This is a genomic window from Arthrobacter sp. MDT2-34-1 (assembly GCF_059091365.1).
The window spans coordinates 464,541-486,683 of record NZ_JBNHGO010000001.1 but is presented as its reverse complement, the minus strand read 5'-3'; the positions used below and the strand labels follow the sequence as shown (position 1 = coordinate 486,683).

At 69.3% G+C, this 22,143-nt stretch carries 22 protein-coding genes; all 22 read left to right on the top strand.

The features are described 5' to 3' along the window. Positions 1-208: 208 nt before the first annotated feature. The 22 genes from rpsD to rpoZ all read left to right on the top strand — a co-directional run bounded on the left by rpsD (position 209) and on the right by rpoZ (position 22,132). The gene (gene rpsD / locus AC5RVV_RS02260) at positions 209-835 is read left to right on the top strand and encodes a 30S ribosomal protein S4 (protein WP_493967703.1); all 627 of its coding nucleotides are present in this window, start codon (positions 209-211) and stop codon (positions 833-835) included. A gap of 251 nt (positions 836-1,086) precedes the next feature. Continuing rightward, positions 1,087-1,470, top strand: coding sequence for a DUF948 domain-containing protein (locus AC5RVV_RS02255; RefSeq protein WP_493999812.1), 384 nt, complete (start codon positions 1,087-1,089; stop codon positions 1,468-1,470). Positions 1,471-1,488: 18 nt separating this feature from the next. Beyond that, positions 1,489-1,722, top strand: coding sequence for a DUF6167 family protein (locus AC5RVV_RS02250; RefSeq protein ID WP_493999811.1), 234 nt, complete (start codon positions 1,489-1,491; stop codon positions 1,720-1,722). 76 nt (positions 1,723-1,798) lie between these two features. Then, entirely contained in the window at positions 1,799-4,477 is a 2,679-nt protein-coding gene (gene alaS / locus AC5RVV_RS02245) for an alanine--tRNA ligase (protein WP_493999810.1), read from the top strand. A gap of 8 nt (positions 4,478-4,485) precedes the next feature. Continuing rightward, positions 4,486-5,058 carry a Holliday junction resolvase RuvX gene (ruvX, locus tag AC5RVV_RS02240; RefSeq protein WP_493999809.1) on the top strand — a complete coding sequence of 191 codons (573 nt, stop codon included), beginning with the start codon at positions 4,486-4,488 and terminating at the stop codon, positions 5,056-5,058. Continuing rightward, positions 5,055-6,614 (top strand): endolytic transglycosylase MltG, encoded by a 1,560-nt coding sequence (gene mltG / locus AC5RVV_RS02235; RefSeq protein ID WP_493999808.1) that lies wholly within the window; start codon positions 5,055-5,057, stop codon positions 6,612-6,614. Before ruvX ends, mltG begins: the two co-directional genes overlap by 4 nt. Beyond that, positions 6,611-7,525: a shikimate dehydrogenase gene (locus AC5RVV_RS02230; RefSeq protein WP_494001259.1), complete on the top strand. Its 915-nt coding sequence runs from the start codon at positions 6,611-6,613 to the stop codon at positions 7,523-7,525. Before mltG ends, AC5RVV_RS02230 begins: the two co-directional genes overlap by 4 nt. Before the next feature lie 32 nt (positions 7,526-7,557). Continuing rightward, positions 7,558-8,757 carry a chorismate synthase gene (gene aroC, locus AC5RVV_RS02225; protein ID WP_493999807.1) on the top strand — a complete coding sequence of 400 codons (1,200 nt, stop codon included), beginning with the start codon at positions 7,558-7,560 and terminating at the stop codon, positions 8,755-8,757. Continuing rightward, positions 8,757-9,299 (top strand): shikimate kinase, encoded by a 543-nt coding sequence (locus tag AC5RVV_RS02220; protein WP_493999806.1) that lies wholly within the window; start codon positions 8,757-8,759, stop codon positions 9,297-9,299. The genes aroC and AC5RVV_RS02220 overlap by 1 nt, the downstream gene beginning before the upstream one ends. Beyond that, positions 9,296-10,393 (top strand): 3-dehydroquinate synthase, encoded by a 1,098-nt coding sequence (gene aroB, locus AC5RVV_RS02215; RefSeq protein WP_493999805.1) that lies wholly within the window; start codon positions 9,296-9,298, stop codon positions 10,391-10,393. The genes AC5RVV_RS02220 and aroB overlap by 4 nt, the downstream gene beginning before the upstream one ends. A 340-nt stretch (positions 10,394-10,733) precedes the next feature. Beyond that, positions 10,734-11,297 carry an elongation factor P gene (gene efp / locus AC5RVV_RS02210; protein WP_493977527.1) on the top strand — a complete coding sequence of 188 codons (564 nt, stop codon included), beginning with the start codon at positions 10,734-10,736 and terminating at the stop codon, positions 11,295-11,297. After that, positions 11,297-11,716 carry a transcription antitermination factor NusB gene (nusB, locus tag AC5RVV_RS02205; RefSeq protein WP_493999804.1) on the top strand — a complete coding sequence of 140 codons (420 nt, stop codon included), beginning with the start codon at positions 11,297-11,299 and terminating at the stop codon, positions 11,714-11,716. Before efp ends, nusB begins: the two co-directional genes overlap by 1 nt. A 232-nt stretch (positions 11,717-11,948) precedes the next feature. After that, on the top strand, positions 11,949-12,542 hold the full coding sequence (pyrR, locus tag AC5RVV_RS02200) for a bifunctional pyr operon transcriptional regulator/uracil phosphoribosyltransferase PyrR (protein WP_493999803.1): 594 nt from the start codon (positions 11,949-11,951) through the stop codon (positions 12,540-12,542). Further along, positions 12,539-13,543 carry an aspartate carbamoyltransferase catalytic subunit gene (locus tag AC5RVV_RS02195; RefSeq protein WP_493999802.1) on the top strand — a complete coding sequence of 335 codons (1,005 nt, stop codon included), beginning with the start codon at positions 12,539-12,541 and terminating at the stop codon, positions 13,541-13,543. The genes pyrR and AC5RVV_RS02195 overlap by 4 nt, the downstream gene beginning before the upstream one ends. Then, the gene (locus AC5RVV_RS02190; RefSeq protein ID WP_493999801.1) at positions 13,540-14,868 is read left to right on the top strand and encodes a dihydroorotase; all 1,329 of its coding nucleotides are present in this window, start codon (positions 13,540-13,542) and stop codon (positions 14,866-14,868) included. Before AC5RVV_RS02195 ends, AC5RVV_RS02190 begins: the two co-directional genes overlap by 4 nt. Position 14,869: 1 nt before the next feature. Continuing rightward, positions 14,870-15,370 (top strand): PH-like domain-containing protein, encoded by a 501-nt coding sequence (locus tag AC5RVV_RS02185; RefSeq protein ID WP_493999800.1) that lies wholly within the window; start codon positions 14,870-14,872, stop codon positions 15,368-15,370. An 8-nt stretch (positions 15,371-15,378) separates the two neighbouring features. Next, positions 15,379-16,584 (top strand): glutamine-hydrolyzing carbamoyl-phosphate synthase small subunit, encoded by a 1,206-nt coding sequence (gene carA / locus AC5RVV_RS02180; RefSeq protein ID WP_493999799.1) that lies wholly within the window; start codon positions 15,379-15,381, stop codon positions 16,582-16,584. After that, complete coding sequence (carB, locus tag AC5RVV_RS02175; RefSeq protein ID WP_493999798.1) at positions 16,584-19,883, top strand: carbamoyl-phosphate synthase large subunit; 3,300 nt, start codon at positions 16,584-16,586, stop codon at positions 19,881-19,883. The genes carA and carB overlap by 1 nt, the downstream gene beginning before the upstream one ends. Then, positions 19,876-20,751, top strand: a complete 876-nt coding sequence (gene pyrF / locus AC5RVV_RS02170; protein ID WP_493999797.1) for an orotidine-5'-phosphate decarboxylase — start codon at positions 19,876-19,878, stop codon at positions 20,749-20,751. The genes carB and pyrF overlap by 8 nt, the downstream gene beginning before the upstream one ends. Positions 20,752-20,923: 172 nt before the next feature. Next, complete coding sequence (gene mihF / locus AC5RVV_RS02165; RefSeq protein WP_493999796.1) at positions 20,924-21,241, top strand: integration host factor, actinobacterial type; 318 nt, start codon at positions 20,924-20,926, stop codon at positions 21,239-21,241. A 12-nt stretch (positions 21,242-21,253) separates the two neighbouring features. After that, positions 21,254-21,826: a guanylate kinase gene (gene gmk, locus AC5RVV_RS02160; RefSeq protein ID WP_493999795.1), complete on the top strand. Its 573-nt coding sequence runs from the start codon at positions 21,254-21,256 to the stop codon at positions 21,824-21,826. 42 nt (positions 21,827-21,868) lie between these two features. Then, positions 21,869-22,132 (top strand): DNA-directed RNA polymerase subunit omega, encoded by a 264-nt coding sequence (rpoZ, locus tag AC5RVV_RS02155; protein WP_493999794.1) that lies wholly within the window; start codon positions 21,869-21,871, stop codon positions 22,130-22,132. Positions 22,133-22,143 lie beyond the last annotated feature (11 nt).

Sequence of the window (22,143 nt, the reverse complement as noted above, 5' to 3'; positions counted from 1 at the left end):
GACGCGTGCGGCAGCAACCCGAGCTGCTGCTAGAATGGTTGGCTGACTGGCAAGCCGTTCTTCACGCGCCGTCAAACCCCGGATCACATCAGAGGTGGGGCCAGACGCGTGCCGCGAACGGACTGTAGCTGAAGGTAGCGGTTGACCAACGCTCTCCGATACATGGAGGCCAGCAAACCATTGCACCGCACATAACTGGAAGGACATCGTGGCTAACAACACACGAGCCCGCCGCAAGGTCCGCATTTCGCGTGCCCTTGGCATTGCCCTGACGCCCAAGGCTGAGAAGTACATGGAGCGTCGCCCGTACGGCCCCGGCCAGCACGGACGCGCCCGCCGCAAGCAGGACAGTGACTACGCCGTACGTCTGCGCGAGAAGCAGCGTCTGCGTGCCCAGTACGGCATCCGCGAAGCACAGATGACCCGTGTCTTCGAGGAAGCCCGCAACACCGCCGGCCTGACCGGTGAAAACCTGATCGAGCTGCTGGAAATGCGTCTTGACGCCCTGGTGCTGCGTGCCGGCTTTGCCCGCACGATTGCCCAGGCCCGCCAGCTGGTGGTGCACCGCCACATCATGGTTGACGGCAAGCGCGTGGACCGCCCGTCCTTCCGCGTTTCCGAAGGCCAGCTGATCCACGTCCACGAGCGCTCCGAGAAGATGCCCCCGTTCCAGGTGGCAGCTGCCGGCGCTCACCGCGACGTGCTCCCCAACGTTCCGGCGTACCTGGATGTCGCTTTGGAGAAGCTGCAGGCCCGCCTGGTCCGCCGCCCCAAGCGCTCCGAGGTCCCCGTGACCTGCGAAGAGCAGCTGGTGGTCGAATACTACGCTCGCTAGGCCCGTTGTCCCGGGCGTGAAACCCCGGGACAGCACCTGCGAGATGCCGTCCCCGTGCGCGGGGTCGGCGCAGAACAGCCCGCGGCATCGCCGCGGGCTGTTCAGTAGGTAAGGTGTTGTCAGTGGCGGTACGGTGCCTGCGTCCAGGTGCGCCCCGCCGTCGTTAGCCGGAACCCGCAGCCGATGGCCCGCCCATGCCGCGCGCGGAACCGGAGTACGCCAAGAACCAACAAATAGGAGCGTTTGAGCCCATGTCAGGTGGAGATATCGCCGGTCTGATCGCCGCGGGCGTGTTCGCGGTGCTGGTGGCCCTGCTGGCCATACCGGTCTGGAAGCTCGGCAAGGTGTTTGACGAACTGCGCCAGGCAATCCGGGACATCAGCGACGGCACTACGCCGCTGATCGGCGAAGTCACCACCACGGTGAGCACCACCAACGAACAGCTCAGGAAGGTCGACGGGATCTCCAACCACGTCTCGGACGCCTCCGCCAACCTGTCGGCCCTGACCTCGCTGGTCTCCGCGACCCTGGGCTCGCCCCTGATCAAGGTGGCCGCCTTCTCCTACGGCGTGCGCAGCGCCTTCAATTCCGCCGGCAAGGGCGCGCCCGAGGGCAAGCGCCGCCGCGGCCGCTGACCGGAAAGAGGAACCGACATGAAGCGAATGATCTGGATGGCCGCCGGCGTGGCGATCGGCGTGCTCGCGGTACGCAAGGTGTCCCAAACGCGTGACGCCTTGGGCCCGGCGGGACTGAACCGCGCCCTGGCGCAGGTGGCCGATTCCGTGGCCACCTTCGCCGACGCGGTCCGCGACGGCATGCAGGAACGTGAAACCGACCTGCGCCTGGCCCTGGGCATCGATTCCGCCGACGACGTCCGCAAGCGATAAGTTTTTTTACGGTCACCGAAGCCGCAGCCCGGCGCCCACAACCGTATTGCACCCCGGAAGGTAAGACACAGGCACCATGAAATCCCATGAGATTGTCCGCCGCTGGCTCGACTTCTTCGAGAAGAAGGGCCATTCCGTGGTCCCCTCCGCGTCCCTCGTGTCGCCGGATCCCTCGCTGCTGTTCACCGTGGCCGGCATGGTGCCGTTCATCCCGTACCTGACCGCCCGCGAGACGCCGCCGTACCCGCGCGCCACCAGCGTGCAGAAATGCATCCGCACCGCGGACATCGAAGAGGTCGGCAAGACCGTCCGGCACGGCACGTTCTTCCAGATGTGCGGCAACTTCTCCTTCGGCGACTACTTCAAGGAACAGGCCATCGCGATGGCCTGGGAACTGCTGACCAGCCCGGTGGAGCAGGGCGGTTACGGCCTGCCGCCGGAGAAGCTCTGGATCACTGTGTACGAAGAGGACGAGGAAGCACTGGCCATCTGGCGCGACCAGGTGGGCGTTCCGGCCGAGCGGATCCAGAAGTCCGGCAAGAAGGACAACTACTGGTCCACCGGCCAGCCCGGCCCGGCTGGCCCCTGCTCGGAAATCTTCTACGACCGCGGCCCGGAGTACGGGATCGAGGGCGGTCCGATCGCCGACGAGACCCGCTACATCGAAATCTGGAACCTGGTCTTCATGCAGTACCAGCGCGGCGCCGGCATCGGCAAGGAAGACTTCGAAATCCTGGGCGAATTGCCGCAGAAGAACATCGACACCGGCCTTGGCATGGAACGCCTCGCGATGATCCTGCAGGGCGTGGAGAACATGTACGAGACGGACCAGGTCCGCCCCGTGCTGGACAAGGCCGCGGAGATCTCCGGCAAGGAGTACACCAGCGCCGAGTCCGACGACGATCCGCACCACGGCGACGACGTGCGAATGCGCGTGGTGGCCGACCACATCCGCTCCGCCCTGATGCTGATCTCCGACGGCGTGACCCCCTCCAACGAAGGCCGCGGCTACGTGCTGCGCCGGCTGATCCGCCGCGCGGTGCGCGCCATGCGCCTGCTCGGTGTGGAACGCGCCTGCCTGCCGGACCTGCTGCCGGTCTCCCGGGATGCGATGAAGGGCACCTACCCGGAAGTGGCCGAGGACTTCGAGCGCATCAGCCGGATTGCCTACGCCGAGGAGAAGGCGTTCCTGCGCACCATTGCCTCCGGCACCGCGCGGCTCGAAGAGGCCGTGAAGGAATCCAAGGCCGCCGCCAAGCCGATCTCCGGCGAGGACGCCTTCACCCTGCACGACACCTACGGCTTCCCGATCGACCTGACCCTCGAGATGGCCGAGGAAGCCGGCCTGCAGGTGGACGAGGCCGGATTCCGCACGCTGATGGCCGAACAGCGCGAGCGCGCCCAGGCCGACGCCCGCGGCAAGAAGCTGGGCCACGCCGACGTGACCGTCTTCCGCGAGATGCTCGCCGATGGCGAGACCGTCTTCACCGGCTACGACGAACTCACCACCGAATCCACGGTGCGAGGCATCGTCCGCGGCGGCGAAGTGCGCGGCTTCGCCGGCCAGGGCGAGGAAATCGAACTGGTGCTCGACGCCACCCCGTTCTACGCCGAGGCCGGCGGGCAGGCCGCGGACGTCGGGCTGATCACCGGCGACGGGTTCGTGGTCGAGGTGCTCGACGTGCAGAAGCCCGTCAAGGGCCTGAGCGTGCACAAGGCCGTGGTGCGCGAGGGCGAACTGCCCTCCGGCGCCACGGTGCAGGCCGCCGTCGACGCCCAGCGCCGCCAGGCCGGCGAGCAGGCGCACACCGGCACGCACATCATCCATGCGGCCCTGCACCAGATCCTGGGCCCGGAGGCGCTGCAGCGCGGTTCCTTCAACAAGGCCGGCTACCTTCGCTTCGACTTCTCCTGGGGCGAGGGCCTCTCCGACGCCGCCAAGTCGGAGGTCGAAGAGGTCTCGAACCTGGCCATCCGCAACAACTTCGAGGTCCAGACCCGCGTCATGCCGCTGGCCCAGGCCCGCGAGCTGGGCGCCATGGCGCTGTTCGGCGAGGCCTACGGGGACACCGTGCGCGTGGTGGAGATCGACGGCGCGTGGTCCCGCGAACTTTGCGGCGGCACCCATGTGGAGGCCACCTCGCAGATCGGTTCGCTGACCCTGCTGGGCGAGGCATCGGTGGGTTCGGGCAACCGGCGCGTGGAGGCGTTCGTGGGCATGGAGGCCTTCCGCCACATGGCCGCCGAGCGCGCCCTGGTGAACGAACTCTCCGAAATGCTGAAGGTGCCGGGGGCGCAGCTGCCGGAGCGGATTTCCGCCACCCTGGCCAAGCTCAAGTCCGTGGAGAAGGAGTTGGACAAGCTCCGCAAGGAACAGCTCGCCGCCTCGGCCGCCTCGCTGGTGGCCCAGACCCAGGACGTGGCGGGGGTCCGGCTGCTGGCGCACCATGCCGGCGAACTCAGCGGCGCGGACGACCTGCGCAGCCTGGCCCTGGACCTGCGGACGCGGCTGGGCTCCGACCCGGTCACCGTGGCGATGACGGGGGTGGCCAACGGCCGACCCCTGATCCTGGTGGCCACCAACGAAGCCGCCCGTGCCGCCGGTGTCAAGGCCGGCGCCCTGGTCAAGACCGCCGCCGGAGTACTGGGCGGCGGAGGCGGCGGCAAGGACGACGTCGCGCAGGGCGGCGGGTCCGATGCCACCAAGATCGACGAGGCACTGGCCGCCGTGACGGCCGCGGTCGCCAACCGCTAGGGCATCCGGTGTCTGTTCCCGATTATCCGCACGGCACCAAGCTTGGTGTCGACGTCGGCGCGGTGCGCGTGGGCGTGGCCAGCTGCGATCCGGACGGGATCCTGGCCACCCCGGTGCGCACCCTGAAGCGCGACGCCAAGAAAGACAGCGACGTCAGGGTCCTGGTGCGGGAGGCCGCCGAGCGGGACGCCGTGCAGGTGTTCGTTGGGCTGCCGCGCACCCTCTCCGGCGGCGACTCGGCGTCCACGGACATGGCCCGCGACTACGCCCGGAAGCTGGCCGCAGCGCTGGCCGGGGCGGGGTCAGCCGCCCGGGTCAACCTGATCGACGAGCGCCTGACGACCGTGGCGGCGCACCGCGGACTGCGGGAGGCTGGTATGGATACACGTCAACATCGTAAAGTAGTTGATCAGGTAGCCGCAGTGGGTATACTGCAGCAGGCTATTGACATGCAACGGGCCCAAGGGCAGGACGTGGGGACACCTGTCGCACCGCCCGCCGGCAGCCATGTGCCGGCTGCCAGCCATGAGGAGCCGACGATTTCGCACGGACATGACCGAAGCGGGGACCCCGGGACATGAGCAAGCACCCCGACGACTGGAACAACCTGCCGTCCCGGCGCGCCGCACGCGGCCGCCAGGCCGCTGACCCGCGCTTCGACGACACCGTCCCGCCGTATTGGGACGACGACGCCGTACCCGAATGGGAGGAAGCGCCCGCGGACGAGGCATGGCCTCCTCCGCCCGCCCACCCCGCCGCGCCCGCGGCCCCCGTCGCCGCGGCTCGGTACGAGCCGGAACCCGGCGTCGGGGACGCACCGGTTGCGGCCGGCTGGGACGAGCCGGAACCCATCCTCGAGGACGAACGGTCCGCCGCCTGGCATGAACCGGAGCCGGCCACCGTCGTCCAGCAGCAGGTTCCCGCCGAGGAAGGCGAAGCGGAGCAAAACTGGGACGTGGCCGACGACGCCGTCGTGTACCAGGACGACGGACAGGTCTACCACGACGGCCGGCTGGACTTTTTCGAGGACGAGCCGGCGCCCGGCCGCAAGGGCCCGCCCCGCAGCAAGCAGCGGGCCCGCCGCCGGCGCAACACGATCATGCTGGTGGTGTTCGGGGTCTTCGCCGCCGGCCTGGTCGGCGTCGTGCTGTTCCTGCAGAACCTGCTCGGCATGGGCGGCGGCCCCGAAGACTACGCCGGCCCCGGGGAGGGGCAGGTGACCTTCACCGTGGAACAAGGCGCCGGCCCGCTGGCCATCGCCAGTTCCCTCGTGGAGCAGGACATCGTCTCCAACAGCGAAATATTCCTCGGCGAGCTGGCCAGCCAGGCCAACGGCCGGGAGGTCCAGCCCGGCGATTACGAGATGCAGTACAAGCTGCCCGCCGCCGACGCGGCCGCCATCCTGCTCGCGGACGTGGGGGAGAAGGTTTCCTACGTTGCCATCAACCGCACGTGGCGGCAGAACGAGGTGTTCGACGCCCTGAGCAAGGGCACGAAGATCCCGGCCTCCGAGTTCGCGGAGCTGGCCAAGAATCCGCAGCAGTTCGATTTGCCCAAGGACGCACGGAACCTGGAAGGGTACCTGTTCCCCGGAGAATACCGCTGGCCGCTGGACGCCACCGCGGAGGACATCATCTCCGAACTGGTCGCCAACACCAAGGAGCGGCTGACCGCGGACGGCATCACCGATCCGCAGGAACAGTTCCGGGTGCTGACCATCGCGAGCATCATCGAAGCCGAGGCCGGCGAGGCCGACTACGCCAAGGTCGCCGGGGCCATCCAGAACCGGCTCAAGCCCGACAACACCGAAACGAACGGCCTGATCCAGTCCGACGCCACGGTCACCTACGGGCTGGGCCGGAAGGGCTACGACATCACGCCCGAGGAGAAGGCCGACAAGTCCAATCCGTACAACACGTACGCGCACACCGGACTGCCGGCCGGGCCGATCAACTCACCCGGCGGGCCTGCCATTGACGCGGCCGCCAACCCGGCCGACGTCCCCTACTACTACTGGGTGACGGTCAACCTGGACACCGGCGAGACCAAGTTCGCCGAGACACTGGCGGAGCACAACGCGTACACCAAGGAATACCAGCAGTGGTGCAGCGAGCAGGAAGAGGGCCGGTGCAGTTGACCGCCCGTCCCGCGGACGGCGTGCCGGCCGGCACGCCGCCCGCTTCCCGGCAGTACCAGGCGGCGGTGCTCGGCCATCCGATCGACCACTCCCGGTCGCCGGCCCTGCACCGCGCGGCCTATGAGTTGATCGGCTTCGACTGCAGCTACCGGGTTATCGATCTCACGGCGGACCGGGTGCCGCAGTTCGTCCGGGACCTGCGCGCGGAGCGGGACTGGGCCGGGCTGTCGGTGACCATGCCGCTGAAGGCCGCCATGGTCGGCCAGATGGACCGGGTCAGCGAACTGGTGGACGTGCTGGGGGTGCTCAACACTGTGGTTCCCGAGTACGACGGCGGGGGAGGCGTGACGCTCTCCGGCCACAACACCGACGTGGCCGGCATCGTCGGCGCGCTGCGCCACGGCGGCGTCGCAGAGGGCGAGCCCGCGGTGATCCTCGGCGGCGGCGGCACCGCCGCCGCGGCCGCCGCCGCGCTGGGGGACCTGAAACCGTCCGAGGTGACCCTGTGCCTGCGGAATCCGGCCAACGCCGGGGGCGTGCAAGGCATCGCCCGCCGCCTCGGCCTGCCGCTGCGGGTGGCCGGGTGGGACCAGGCGGCCGCCGCGCTGCGGCAGGCCGGGACGGTGGTCTGCACGCTGCCGCCGCGCGCCGCCGATTCCCTGGCCGCGGAGCTGGCGGCGGAGGCCGGAACGGACCGGAGGGGACGAGTGCTGCTCGACGTCGCCTACGATCCCTGGCCCAGCGACCTGGCAGCAGTGTGGCAGCGTCAGGGCGGCTCGGTGGTCCACGGTTTGGAAATGCTCATCTACCAGGCCGTGGAGCAGGTGCGCTTGTTCGCCGGTGATCGCTTCACCGACGCCGCCGAAGTCACAAATGTGATGTGTGACGCGGTAGGTGCACCGCGGCGCTAAACAGCCCGCCGATGCATGGCAGTATTGAATCCATGTTGCGTTGGTTAACCGCCGGTGAATCCCATGGTCCGGCCCTGGTAGGCATTATCGAAGGCGTCCCTGCCGGCGTCGAACTGACCGCGGCCGAGGTCCAGGATGCCCTGGCCCGGCGGCGTCTCGGCTACGGCCGCGGCGCCCGGATGAAGTTCGAAAAGGACCAGGTCACCCTGGTGGGCGGCGTCCGCCACGGCCTGACCCAGGGCGGCCCGGTGGCCATCGAGGTGGCCAACACCGAATGGCCCAAGTGGGAAACCGTCATGTCCGCCGACCCGGTGGATCCGGCGGCCCTGGCGGACCTGGCCCGCAACGCCCCGCTCACCCGGCCCCGGCCGGGCCATGCCGACTTCACGGGCATGCAGAAGTACGGCTTCGACGAAGCCCGCCCCGTGCTGGAACGGGCCAGCGCCCGGGAGACCGCGGCCCGCGTGGCCCTGGGAACCGTGGCCGCGAAATTCCTCGCCGCGCTGGGCATCCGACTGGTCAGCCACACCACCGCGGTGGGCCGGGTCTCCGTGCCCGAAGGCTGCCCGCTTCCCGGGCCGGGCGATGTCCTGGCCCTGGACGAAGATCCGCTGCGCTGCTTCGACGCCGAGACGTCCGAGGCCATGGTGCTGGAAGTGGACCAGGCGCACAAGGACGGCGAAACCCTGGGCGGCGTGGTCGAGGTGCTGGCCTACGGCCTGCCGCCGGGACTGGGCAGCTACGTGCACTGGGACCGCCGGCTGGACGCCCGCCTGGCCGCCGCCTTGATGGGAATCCAGGCCATCAAGGGCGTGGAGGTCGGCGACGGCTTCCTCACCGCCGCCCGCCGCGGATCGGAAGCCCATGACGAGATCGTCCGCGACGAAGACGGCACCATCGTGCGGGCCAGCAACCGGGCCGGCGGCATCGAGGGCGGCATGAGCATTGGGGAGACCCTGCGCGTCCGGGCGGCCATGAAACCGATCGCCACGGTGCCCCGCGCGCTGTCCACCATCGACGTCACCACCGGAGAGCCCGCCAAGGCCCACCACCAGCGTTCGGACGTCTGCGCGGTGCCGGCATCCGGCGTCGTCGCAGAAGCGATGGTGGCCCTGGTCCTCGCCGAGGCCGTGACCGAGAAGTTCGGCGGCGACTCCGTGAGCGAGACGGCACGCAACCTCCGGTCCTACCTGGCGGCGATCCCGGAGTCGCTGGATTCGATCGGCCGCTAATGGCAGCCGGGCAGCCGCTCAAGCTGCGGCGCCACCTGGTCCTGATCGGCCCGATGGCGTCCGGCAAGTCGACGCTGGGCAGCCAGTTCGCCAGCCGGCACGGCCTCGCCTTCGCCGACAGCGACAAGCGGCTCGTCGAACGCCACGGTCCGATCACCGCGATCTTCGCCTCGATGGGCGAGCACGCCTTCCGCGAGCTCGAGGCCCGCGAAGTGGCCGCACTGCTGGCCGCCGGCCGGCCGCCCGCCGTGGTCTCGCTGGGCGGCGGCGCCATCCTGGACACCGGCACCCAGCAACTGCTGGCCGACTGCACCGTGGTTTTCCTGGACATCGACGTGGATACCGTGCGGCCGCGCATCATCAAGGACACCGGCCGGCCGCTGCTGGCCGGCGACCCCGTGGGCCGCTGGATCGAGACCTTCGGACAACGCCGGCCGGTCTACGAGCGGCTGGCGGACCTGGTGCTGGACACCCGCGGCAAATCCCAGCAGCAACTGCTGGCCGAACTGAGACAACTGCTTGATGAAAGGCACGAACAGTGAGCAACACCGCCGAGGCAACCACCATCCCGGTCACCGGGAACACGCCCCAGGAGGCGTACGACGTCGTCGTCGGCCACGCGCTGCTGGGCCGCCTGCCGCAGGTACTGGGGGAGCGGGTCCGCAAGGTCCTGGTGATCCACCCGCGCGCGCTGCGTGCCACCGGCGACGCGGTGCGCGAGGACCTGGCCGCCAACGGGCTGGAGGCGCTGACCGCCGAAATTCCGGACGCCGAGGAGGGCAAGCACATCCAGGTGGCCTCGTTCTGCTGGCAGGTGCTGGGACAGAACGACTTCACCCGCTCGGACGCCATCGTGGCCGTGGGCGGCGGCGCGGTCACCGACGTGGCCGGCTTCGTGGCCGCCACCTGGCTGCGCGGCGTCAAGGTGGTGCACATCCCCACCAGCCTGCTGGGCATGGTGGACGCCGCGGTGGGCGGCAAGACCGGCATCAACACCGCCGAGGGCAAGAACCTGGTCGGTGCGTTCCACCCGCCGGCCGCGGTGCTGGCCGACCTGGACGCGCTGCAGACGCTGCCGCCCAACGAACTGGTCACCGGCCTGGCCGAAGCCGTCAAGTGCGGCTTCATCGCCGACCCGGCCATCCTGGAGGTGATCGAAGCGGACCCCAAGGCCGCCAGCACCGCCGGCACGCCGCAGCTGCGTGAGATCATCGAGCGGTCCATCCGGGTCAAGGCCGGGATAGTCTCTTCCGACCTGCGCGAATCGGGCCGCCGGGAGTTCCTGAATTACGGGCACACCCTCGGCCACGCGATCGAGCTGGCCGAGCGCTACCAGATGCGCCACGGCGCGGCCGTTTCGATCGGCCTGGCCTTTGCCGCCGAGCTGTCCCGGATGGTGGGCCGGCTGGACGACGCCACCGCCGACCGGCACCAGGCGATCCTGACGTCGCTCGGGCTGCCCGTGACCTACCGCCGCGACCGCTGGGCCGCGCTGCTGGACGGGATGAAGCGCGACAAGAAGGCCCGCGGCGACCTGCTGCGGTTCGTGGTGCTCGACGGCCTCGCCAAGCCCGGGATCCTGGAGGTGCCGGACACCTCGCTGCTGTTCGCCGCCTACCAGGAGATCGCCGAGTAGCCCCGACGCCGGCGCCGGAGGTGGCGCAGGGGTCCGGCGCGCCTTGGATCCGCTCCCACGTTTGGCTGGGCGGCCCATACATCGCCGCACGTCAGGGCCCTTCACGCTGCCAAGACGTGGGCAGTTAGGGCCAAACGTGGGACTCAACCGCCCACCCTGTCCGCGGCAGCGGCTGGCGTTGCCGGCCGCCAGGGCCGCTCCGGGCCAAGGCGCGGCCAGCCCGTCCGCAGGGCCCGTCTTCGGGCGGCAACCCGCCAGCAGGTAGAATGTCTGCTGGACTTCGCTCCGGGCCGGGCGGACTTTCCGCCCGCGGCCCGCCATCATCGACGAAAGTGAAACTGTGGCCACGACCAACGACATCAAGAACGGCACCGTGCTGAAGCTGGACGGCCAGCTGTGGAACGTCATTGAGTTCCAGCACGTGAAGCCGGGCAAGGGCGGCGCGTTCGTGCGCACCAAGATCAAGAATGTCGTCAGCGGCAAGATCCAGGACAAGACGTTCAACGCCGGCCTGAAGATCGAGACCGCCACGGTTGACCGCCGCGATTACACCTACCTGTACAAGGACGGCGACGACTTCGTCTTCATGGACGTGCAGGACTACGACCAGGTCACCGTTCCCGGCCCGGTGGTCGGCGACGACGAGAACTTCCTGCTGGAAAACATCAAGGTCAACATCGCCATGCACGACGGCATCCCGCTCTACATCGAGCTGCCCGCCTCCGTGGTCATGGAGATCACGTACACCGAGCCCGGCCTGCAGGGCGACCGTTCCACCGGCGGCACCAAGCCCGCCACCGTGGAGACCGGCTACCAGATCCAGGTTCCGCTGTTCCTGGAGACCGGCACCAAGGTCAAGGTCGACACCCGCACCGGCGACTACCTGGGACGAGTCAACGACTAGTGAGTGCTCCCACTTCTGCCCGCGGCAAAGCCCGCCGCAGGGCCGTCGACGTCCTCTTTGAAGCCGAACAGCGCGGCGTGTCCCCGGCCGATGCGCTGGCCGGTCGCGGCAACACCGACCAGGTGATCAACCCCTACACCGCCCAGATTGTGGAGGGGGTCGCCGCCCTGCAGCCGACCATCGACGAGTTCCTGGCCACCTACGCCCAGGGCTGGACGCTGGAACGGATGCCCGCGGTGGACCGGATTATCCTGCGGGTCGGCTCCTGGGAACTGCTCTACAACGACGACGTCCCCGACGGCGTCGCGGTCAGCGAGGCCGTCGAGCTGGCCAAAACGCTCTCGACCGACGAGTCGCCGTCCTTCGTCAACGGGCTGCTGGGCCGGCTGCAGCAGCTCAAGCCCACGCTCCTGGCCTGACCCGGCCCGCAGCCACCATCCCCACGCGCGACGGCGGGTGCCCGCATTCCGGGCACCCGCCGTCGCCGCGTCCGGCACCTCCGCACCGCGCAGGTGAGCTTGCGCACATCGTCCGCGCATCGCCGTCGCACAGCCGTCACGAACGGCAGGAGCGGAGGCGGGCATGGTAATTTTGAGGGCGCAAGCAACCTTTAAATTCCGTCCAGTGAGGCGGGGAAGGAGGCGGCAACAGATGAACACGGACCACCCGGCGCAGCCGGCATCGTCGCGCGTTGTACTTGCCGAAGCGGACATCAACCGCGCATTGACCCGTATTGCCCACGAGATCCTCGAGGCGAACAAAGGCTCCCAGGACCTGGTCCTGCTGGGCATCCCGCGCCGCGGTTATCCGTTGGCCCGGCGGCTGGCCGCCAAGATCGCCGCCGCCGACCCCTCGGTTGCCGCCGACAAGATCATCGGCCAGCTCGACGTGACCATGTTCCGCGACGACCTGCGCCGGCATCCCACGCGTTCGCCGCTGCCCACCCAGCTGCCGGCCGAGGGCATCGACGACAAGGTCGTGGTGCTGGTCGACGACGTGCTCTATTCCGGGCGCACCATCCGCGCCGCCCTGGACGCCCTGGTGGATCTGGGCCGGCCACGGATCGTGCGGCTGGCCGTGCTGGTGGACCGCGGGCACCGCGAGCTGCCGATCCGCGCCGACCACGTCGGCAAAAACCTTCCCACCTCCTCCAAGGAGAAGGTCCGGGTCCGGCTGGCCGAGACCGACACCAACAACGGCGCACCGGCGGCCGACGAAGTAGTAATCGAGGACGTCAGCGCATGAAACACCTGCTCTCCACCGCGGACCTGGCCAAGCAGGACGCGGTGCAGATCCTCGACACTGCCGAGGAGATGTCCGCGGTCTCCCAGCGCGAGGTCAAGAAACTGCCCGTGCTGCGCGGCCGCACCGTGGTCAACCTCTTCTTCGAGGACTCCACCCGCACCCGCATTTCCTTCGAAGCCGCCGCCAAGCGGCTCTCCGCCGACGTCATCAACTTCGCGGCCAAGGGATCCTCGGTCTCCAAGGGCGAATCGCTCAAGGACACCGCCCAGACCCTGGAGGCGATGGGCGCCGACGCCGTCGTCATCCGGCACTGGGCCTCCGGGGCACCGGCGCGGCTGGCCGGGTCGGGCTGGATCGACGCCGCCGTGGTGAACGCCGGCGACGGCACCCACGAACACCCCACCCAGGCGCTGTTGGACGCTTTCACGCTGCGGCGCACCTGGGCCAGGCTCACGGGCACCGCCTCGGCCGGGAGCGACCTGGCCGGCATGAAGGTGGCCATCGTCGGGGACATCCTGCACTCCCGGGTGGCACGCTCCAACCTGTGGCTGCTGCGCACGCTCGGCGCCGAGGTCACCATGGTCGCCCCGCCGACGCTGCTGCCTGTGGGCAGCCGCCAGTGGCCGTGCACGATCAGCTACGACCTGGACGCCACGCTGGCCGAGGGCACCGACGCCGTCATGATGCTGCGCGTGCAGGGGGAGCGGATGAACGCCGCCTACTTCCCGTCCACGCAGGAGTATTCGCGCCGCTGGGGGTTCGACGACCGCCGCCTGGCGGCGCTGGACGCCTCCGGCCGCGCCGGCACCATCATCATGCACCCCGGCCCGATGAACCGCGGGCTGGAAATTTCGTCGGCGGCAGCCGACTCGCCGCGGTCCACCGTGCTGGACCAGGTACGCAACGGTGTTGCCGTGCGGATGGCCGCGCTCTACCTGTTGCTCTCCGGCGGCACCGAATCCGCCGCCCCCGCTCCCACCGCCACCCAGGAGGCCAAGTGACCGAGTCCAGCGAAACCACCTACCTGATCCGCGGGGCTTCGCTGACCGGCGGCGAGCGTGCCGACCTGCTGCTCCGCGGCGGGAGAATCGCGGAGGCGGGCACCGGCCTGAGCGCGGCCGGCGCCGTCGACATCGATGCCGACGGGCTGATCGCGCTGCCGGGCATGGTCGACCTGCACACGCACCTGCGCGAGCCGGGCCGCGAGGATGCGGAGACGGTGGAGACCGGCACCCGGGCCGCGGCCCTGGGCGGCTTCACGGCCGTGCACGCGATGGCCAACTCGACGCCGGTCGCCGACACCGCCGGCGTGGTCGAGCAGGTATACACGCTGGGCCGGACCGCCGGCTGGGCCGATGTCCGCCCGGTGGGCGCCGTGACCGTGGGCCTGGCCGGCGAACGGCTCGCCGAACTCGGCGCGATGGCCGACTCCCGGGCCCGGGTCCGGGTCTTTTCCGACGACGGGATCTGCGTGTCCGACCCGGTGCTGATGCGCCGCGCGCTGGAGTACGTCAAGGCGTTCGACGGCGTGATCGCCCAGCACGCCCAGGAGCCCCGGCTGACCGACGGGGCGCAGATGAACGAGGGAACCGTCTCGGCGGTGCTGGGCATGACCGGTTGGCCGGCCGTCGCGGAAGAGAGCATCATCGCCCGCGACGTGCTGCTGGCCCAGCACGTGGACTCCCGCCTGCACGTCTGCCACGTCTCCACGGCCGGATCGGTGGAACTCATCCGCTGGGCCAAGGCCCGCGGGATCAAGGTCACCGCCGAGGTCACGCCGCACCACCTGTGGCTGACCGACGAACTGGTCCGCAGCTACGACCCGGTCTACAAGGTCAACCCGCCGCTGCGCACGGACGAAGACGTGCAGGCCCTGCGCGCCGGCCTGGCCGACGGCACCATCGACGTCATCGGCACCGACCACGCACCGCACCCCTCCGAGGCGAAGGAGTGCGAATGGGCGCAGGCAGCCATGGGCATGACCGGGCTGGAAACCGCACTGTCCGTCGTGCAGCACACCATGATCGAATCCGGCCTGATCGGCTGGGCCGACTTCGCCCGAATCACCTCCGCCATGCCGGCCCGGATCGGCCGGCTGCCCGGCCAGGGCCAGCCGCTGGCCGCAGGATCGGCCGCCAACATCACCCTGGTGGACCCGGCGGCCCGTTGGACGGTGGACCCCTCGGCCATGGCCACCAAGGGCAGGAACTCGCCGTTCGCCGGCCGGGAGCTGCCCGGCCGCGTGGTTGCCACGTTCCTCAACGGACACCCCACGGTGCTGGACGGCGCCCTGAACACGCCGGCACGCCCGGCAGGGGAGGCCTGAGATGAACCAGATGCAAGCGGGCCTGGTGATGCTCGCCGTCGCCGTCGTGCTCATGGTGCTGGTGGGCGTCGGCTGGCGCAACCGGGTCAAACGGCAGCGGGACATCGCGCCGTTGCCGCAGGTCCCGGCGGACACCGCCAACCCGACCGGCTACTACGAAGGCATGTACGTGGTCACGACGACGGCGGGGGACTGGCTGGACCGCGTCGCCGTCCACGGCCTCGGCATCCGGACCAAGGCGGCCCTGCGGACCTATCCGCATGGCGTGCTGATCGAGCGGCCCGGTTCCACGGACCTCTACATTCCGGCCGAAAGCATCTCCGACGTCCGCACCGAGAGCGGCATGGTGGGCAAGTTCGTGGAGTCCGAGGGCCTGGCCGTGATCACGTGGAAGCTGGGGGAGCGCGAGGTCGACACGGCCTTCCGCACCCGGCAGGCCGCCGACAAACACCCGCTGCTGGCGCAGCTGCAGACATACCTACCCGCCGTACAGGAAGACTAGGACCTATCGTGAGCGCAGAAACAACTTACCTCTCCGCACCGGCGCTGCTGGTGCTCGAAGACGGCCGGACCTTCCGCGGCCGCAGCTACGGCGCGCAGGGCACCGCGCTGGGCGAGGCGGTCTTTTCCACCGGCATGACCGGCTACCAGGAGACCATCACCGATCCGTCCTACGCCCGCCAGCTGGTGGTGCAGACCGCACCCCACATCGGCAACACCGGCGTGAACGACGACGACGCGGAATCCCGCAAGATCTGGGTAGCCGGCTACGTGGTCCGCGACCCGGCCCGCCGTCCCTCCAACTGGCGCTCCGAGCGCAGCTTGGACGACGAACTGGTCAACCAGGGCATCGTGGGCATCCAGGGAGTGGACACCCGCGCCCTGACCCGCCACCTGCGCGAACGCGGCGCCATGAAGGCCGGCATCTTCTCCGGCGACGCGGCCGCCCGCCCCGCGGCGGAGCTGCTGGCCGAGGTCACCGCGCAGCCGGCGATGGAAGGCGCCCGGCTCGCCGAAGAGGTCAGCGTCACCGAGGCCTACACCGTAGACCCGGCCGACCACGGCTGGGACGGGGAGCCGCGGTTCACCGTCGCCGCCCTCGACCTGGGCATCAAGGCCATGACCCCCGTCCGGTTCGCCGAGCGCGGGATCCGGGTGCACGTGCTGCCCGCCACTGCCAGCTTCGAGGACATCCAGGCCGTCGCGCCCGACGGCATGTTCATGTCCAACGGGCCCGGCGACCCCGCCACGGCCGACCGCCAGGTGCTGCTGCTGCGCAAGGTGCTCGACGCCGGCCTGCCGTTCTTCGGCATCTGCTTCGGCAACCAGATCCTGGGCCGCGCCCTGGGGTTCGGCACCTACAAGCTGCGCTACGGCCACCGCGGCATCAACGTGCCGGTCATGGACCGGAGCACCGGAAAGGTCGAAATCACCTCGCAGAACCACGGCTTCGCCGTCGACGCCCCGCTGGACGGGCCCACCCTGGCCCCGGAGGAGCGCTTCGGCCGGGTCGAAGTCAGCCACGTCTGCCTCAACGACGACGTCGTCGAGGGCCTGAACTGCCTGGACATCCCCGCCTTCTCCGTCCAGTACCACCCGGAGGCGGCCGCCGGACCGCACGATGCGGCGCCCCTGTTCGACCGCTTCACCGACCTGATGAACTCCCGCCGTAACCAGACCGGGACCGCTTCCGAGACCATGAAGGAAAGCAAGTAATGCCCAAGAGAGAAGATCTGAAGTCCGTCCTGGTCATCGGTTCCGGTCCCATCGTGATCGGACAGGCGGCCGAGTTCGACTATTCCGGCACGCAGGCGCTGCGGGTGCTGAAGGAGGAGGGCCTGCGGGTCATCCTGGTCAACTCCAATCCCGCCACGATCATGACGGACCCCGAGTTTGCCGACGCCACCTACGTGGAGCCGATCACCCCGGAGGTGGTCGAAAAGATCATCGCCAAGGAGCGCCCGGACGCCGTGCTGCCCACGCTGGGCGGCCAGACCGCCCTGAACACCGCCATCGCGCTGGACAAGAACGGTGTGCTGGACAAGTACAACGTGGAGCTGATCGGCGCCAACATCGCCGCCATCGAACTCGGCGAAGACCGGGAGAAGTTCAAGGGCGTGGTGGAGCGCTGCGGCGCCGAGTCCGCCAAGTCCGTGATCGTGCACTCGATGGACGAGGCCTTCGCCGCGGCCGAGGAACTGGGCTACCCGATGGTGGTGCGCCCGTCCTTCACCATGGGCGGCCTCGGCTCCGGGATGGCCTACAACGCGGATGACCTGCGCCGGATCGCCGGGGCCGGCATCCAGTACAGCCCCACCAGCGAGGTGCTGCTCGAAGAGAGCATCCTGGGCTGGAAGGAATACGAGCTCGAGATGATGCGCGACAAGAACGACAACGTCGTCGTCGTCTGCTCGATCGAGAACTTCGATCCGGTGGGCGTGCACACCGGCGACTCCATCACGGTCGCCCCCGCCATGACGCTGACCGACCGCGAGTTCCAGAAGCTGCGCGACATCTCCATCGCGGTGATCCGCGAAGTCGGCGTCGACACCGGCGGCTGCAACATCCAGTTCGCCATCGAACCCGACACCGGCCGCGTCGTCGTAATCGAGATGAACCCGCGCGTCTCCCGGTCCTCCGCGCTGGCCTCCAAGGCCACCGGTTTCGCGATCGCCAAGATCGCCACCAAGCTGTCGCTCGGGTACACGCTGGACGAGATCCCCAACGACATCACCCAGCAGACCCCGGCCGCCTTCGAACCGACGCTGGACTACGTCGTCGTCAAGGTTCCGCGTTTCGCGTTCGAGAAATTCCCGGCCGCCGACCCGACGCTGACCACCACCATGAAGTCCGTCGGCGAGGCGATGGCCATCGGCCGCAACTTCACCGAAGCGCTGCAGAAGGCGCTGCGATCGCTGGAGCAGAAGGGGTCGCAGCTCGAGTTCGACCCGGTCAACGACTACGATGTGCCCGAACTGCTGGCCAAGTCCAGGGTCGGGTCCACCGAGCGGCTCTCGATGGTGCAGCGGGCGCTGCTCGGCGGTGCCACCGTCGAGCAGGTCTTCGAAGCCACGTCGATCGACCCGTGGTTCCTGGACCAGCTGCAGCTGATCAACGAAGTGGCCACCGAAATCCGCCGGGCGCCGGCACTGACCGAGGACATCCTGCGGCTGGCCAAGCGGCACGGCTTCTCCGATGAACAGATCGGCAAGCTCAGCCACACCAGCGAGGCAGTGGTCCGCGGGGTCCGTCACGCGCTGGGCATCCGTCCGGTGTTCAAGACGGTGGACACCTGCGCCGCCGAATTCGCCGCCTACACCCCGTACCACTACTCGTCCTACGACGAGGAGGACGAGGTCGAGCTGCACGCGAAGCCGTCGGTGATCATCCTCGGTTCCGGCCCCAACCGGATCGGCCAGGGCATCGAGTTCGACTACTCCTGCGTCCACGCCACCATGGCGCTGCGCAAAGCCGGGCACGAGACGGTCATGATCAACTGCAACCCGGAGACCGTCTCCACCGACTACGACATCTCCAACCGCCTGTACTTCGAGCCGCTCACGCTCGAGGACGTGCTGGAGGTCATCGCGGCGGAGGAGCGCACCGGCGGCGTGCTCGGCGTGTTCGTGCAGCTGGGCGGCCAGACGCCGCTGAAGCTGGCGCAGGCGCTGGCCGACGCCGGCATCCCGATCCTCGGCACCTCGCCGGAGGCCATCGACCTGGCCGAGCACCGCGGCGCCTTCCAGCGGGTGCTGGATTCGGCCGGGCTGGTAGCCCCGAAGAACGGCACGGCCGTTTCCTTCGAGGAGGCGAAGAAGATCGCCGACGAGATCGGTTACCCCGTGCTGGTCCGCCCGTCGTACGTGCTGGGCGGGCGCGGCATGGAGATCGTCTACGACGAGGCCAACCTGTCGCGCTACATCGCCAACGCCACCGAGATCACGCCGGACCATCCGGTGCTGGTGGACCGCTTCCTGGAAGACGCCATCGAGATCGACGTCGACGCCCTCTACGACGGCAAGGACCTCTACGTCGGCGGCATCATGGAACACATCGAGGAGGCCGGGATCCACTCCGGCGACTCCGCCTGCGTGCTGCCGCCGATCACCCTGGGCGCCGACGTGCTGGATCGGGTGCGCAGGGCCACCGCCGCCATCGCCGAGGGCGTGGGGGTGCGCGGCCTGATCAACATCCAGTTCGCGCTGGCCGCCGACGTGCTCTATGTGATCGAGGCCAACCCGCGCGCTTCCCGCACCGTCCCGTTCGTGTCCAAGGCCACCGGCGTGCAGTTGGCCAAGGCCGCGGCGCTGATCGGTACCGGCGTGGACATCGACATGCTGCGCAGCGTCTACAAGGTGCTGCCCGAAACCGGCGACGGTTCCCGGCTGCCGCTGGAGGCACCGGTGGCGGTGAAGGAAGCGGTGCTCCCGTTCAGCCGCTTCCGCACGCCGGAGGGCACCGTGGTCGACTCCCTGCTCGGCCCTGAAATGCGCTCCACCGGCGAGGTGATGGGCATCGACAAGTACTTCGACACTGCGTTCGCCAAGAGTCAGGCCGCGGCCGGCAGCGCCCTGCCCACGTCTGGCAAGGTCTTCGTCTCGGTGGCCAACCGCGACAAGCGCTCCATCATCATGCCGGTGAAGCTGCTGGTGGACCTGGGCTTCGAGATCCTCTCCACCGGCGGCACGGCCGAGGTGCTGCGCCGCAACGGCATCCAGTCCACCACGGTGCGGAAGGTCGCCGAGGGACGGTCCGACGACGGCGAGGGCACCATCGTCGACCTGATCACCGAAGGCCAGATCGGACTCGTCCTCAACACCCCCTCCGGCGGCCAGGCCCGCGGCGACGGCTACGAGATCCGCGCGGCGGCGACGTCGGTGGGCACGCCGATCATCACCACGGTGTCCGAGTTCGGCGCCGCCATCCAGGCCATCGAAGCGATGCGCCAGTACGAGTGGGACGTCACCAGCCTGCAGGAGCACGCGGAGAACCTGAAGGCCGCCTTCCATGCCTGAGCCGCACGCCCGGCCGCAGCGCGCCGCCTTCGGGCAGCGGCTGCGGACGGCGATGGAGGCCCGCGGGCCGCTGTGCGTGGGGATCGACCCGCACCCGTCGCTGCTCTCCGCCTGGGGACTGAACGACGACGCCGGAGGGCTGGAACGCTTCTCCCTCACCGTGTTGGACGCGGTGGGGGAGCAGGCTGCCGCCCTCAAGCCCCAGGTGGCCCTGTATGAACGGCATGGTTCGGCCGGCCTGGCGGTGCTGGAGAAGCTGCTGGCGGCCGCGGCCCAGGCCGGTGCCCTGACCATCGCCGACGCGAAGCGCGGCGACATCGGCTCCACCATGGCCGCCTACGCGGACGCGTGGCTGCGGGACGGCTCGGCGCTGGCGGCCGACGCCGTGACGCTCAGCCCCTACCTTGGGTACGAATCGCTGCGGCCGGCGCTGGACCTGGCGTCGGCAACCGGCCGCGGGGTGTTCGTGCTCGCGCTGACCTCCAACCCGGAGGGCGCCAGCGTGCAGCACGTCGGCGGCGCCGAGTCCGTGGCCGCCCGGATCGCGGACGCGGCCGCGGCGGACAACGCCGAGGCCGGGCGCGTCGGCGAGCTGGGCTCCGTGGGCCTGGTGGTTGGCGCCACGGTCCGTGCCGAGGTGATGGAACGGCTCGGGCTGGACCTCGCCGCGGTCAACGGGCCGCTGCTGGCCCCGGGGCTGGGCGCCCAGGGTGCCACCGGGGCGGACATCGCGGCGGCCTTCGGCTCCGCCGTCGGGAACGTCCTGGCCACCTCCAGCCGGGACATCCTCCGGGCGGGCCCGGACACCGCCGGCTTGCGCGCCGCCGCGGACCGCACCTTGGCCGGCCTGGCGGGCCTCTCGGGTTGAGCAGCCGGCCGGGCAGCCGGCCCTCGTGCGGGCCGGCACGAGGCTGCCCGGTCCACACCTCCTGCGCCGGGCAGCGGCCTCAGCCGCGGTGGTGCCGTTCTGGTAAGTTCAATTCATGCCCAATATGCCCGCCCGGCATCTTGTCCGACGGGCCGGATTGTCTGGAGGAGCTGTGGGTCTTCGACCGCTGACGGAGAGCGAACGCACCACCGCCCGGCTGAAAGCGACGGCCGCCCGGGTCGAGCGCGCGGAAATCAAGGCCAAAGTGAAATCCGGCGCCATGACCGTCGCCGAGGTAATCGAGGCGGCCGGGTCGATGGAATCGGTCGGCCGGCTGCGCGTGGCCGACCTGCTCGAATCGTTGCCGGGCATCGGACCGGTCCGCGCCGCCGCCATTATGGAGGCGGTCCGCATCGCGCCCAGCCGCCGGCTGCGCGGGCTCGGCATCCACCAGCGGCGAGCCCTGATAGACCACTTGGAATCCCAGTAACAGATGGAAGATATGTCCGACAAACCCCGCCTGACCGTTCTCGCCGGCCCCACCGCCGTCGGCAAGGGCACCGTTTCCACCTATATCCGCGACAACTACCCCGACGTCTGGCTTTCCGTATCCGCCACCACCCGGGAACCGCGGCCCGGCGAGCAGGACGGCGTCCACTACTTTTTCGTCGGCCCCGAAGAGTTCGACCGCCTGGTGGCGGCCGGCGACATGCTGGAATGGGCCCTGGTGCACGGCCGGAACCGCTACGGCACGCTGCGGCGCACCGTGGAAGAGGCCATGGCAGACGGAAAGTCCGTGCTCTTGGAGATCGACCTCCAGGGCGCCCGGCAGGTCAAGCAGTCCATGCCCGATGCCACGTTCGTGTTTCTGGCCCCGCCCAGCTGGGAGGAAATGGTCCGCCGGCTGGTGGGGCGCGGCACGGAAACACCCGAGGAACAGCAGCGCCGGCTGGAAACCGCTAAACTGGAACTTGCTGCCGAGCCCGAGTTCGATTTCACCGTCGTGAATGACGATGTCAAGCGGGCGGCAGACGAGCTCGTTTCATTGATGGGACTTGTTCCGCACCCGCGCTGAGCGGGCCCCGAAGAACACGTCCCGGAACCCATTGGAGATTTTGTGTCGACCAACCTCGAAGGCATCATCAACCCGCCGATCGACTCCCTGCTGGAAGCAACGGATTCGAAGTACGCGCTGGTGATTTACGGTGCCAAGCGTGCCCGCCAGATCAACGCCTACTACTCGCAGCTGCACGAAGGCCTGTTCGAGTATGTAGGCCCGCTGGTGGACACCAAGCTGAACGAGAAGCCGCTGTCCATCGCACTGCGCGAAATCAACGAGGGCCTGCTGGTCAGCAAGCCCGTCGAAAAGGTTGCAGAGTAACCAGCGTCTAA

Coding starts and splice junctions, on each gene's coding strand:
- carB (WP_493999798.1), top strand. CDS start 16,584: ATGCCCAAGAGAGAAGATCTGAAGTCCGTCCTGGTCATCGGTTCCGGT.
- AC5RVV_RS02185 (WP_493999800.1), top strand. CDS start 14,870: ATGAACCAGATGCAAGCGGGCCTGGTGATGCTCGCCGTCGCCGTCGTG.
- AC5RVV_RS02250 (WP_493999811.1), top strand. CDS start 1,489: ATGAAGCGAATGATCTGGATGGCCGCCGGCGTGGCGATCGGCGTGCTC.
- gmk (WP_493999795.1), top strand. CDS start 21,254: ATGTCCGACAAACCCCGCCTGACCGTTCTCGCCGGCCCCACCGCCGTC.
- pyrF (WP_493999797.1), top strand. CDS start 19,876: ATGCCTGAGCCGCACGCCCGGCCGCAGCGCGCCGCCTTCGGGCAGCGG.
- alaS (WP_493999810.1), top strand. CDS start 1,799: ATGAAATCCCATGAGATTGTCCGCCGCTGGCTCGACTTCTTCGAGAAG.
- mltG (WP_493999808.1), top strand. CDS start 5,055: ATGAGCAAGCACCCCGACGACTGGAACAACCTGCCGTCCCGGCGCGCC.
- AC5RVV_RS02255 (WP_493999812.1), top strand. CDS start 1,087: ATGTCAGGTGGAGATATCGCCGGTCTGATCGCCGCGGGCGTGTTCGCG.
- AC5RVV_RS02195 (WP_493999802.1), top strand. CDS start 12,539: ATGAAACACCTGCTCTCCACCGCGGACCTGGCCAAGCAGGACGCGGTG.
- aroC (WP_493999807.1), top strand. CDS start 7,558: ATGTTGCGTTGGTTAACCGCCGGTGAATCCCATGGTCCGGCCCTGGTA.
- AC5RVV_RS02220 (WP_493999806.1), top strand. CDS start 8,757: ATGGCAGCCGGGCAGCCGCTCAAGCTGCGGCGCCACCTGGTCCTGATC.
- pyrR (WP_493999803.1), top strand. CDS start 11,949: ATGAACACGGACCACCCGGCGCAGCCGGCATCGTCGCGCGTTGTACTT.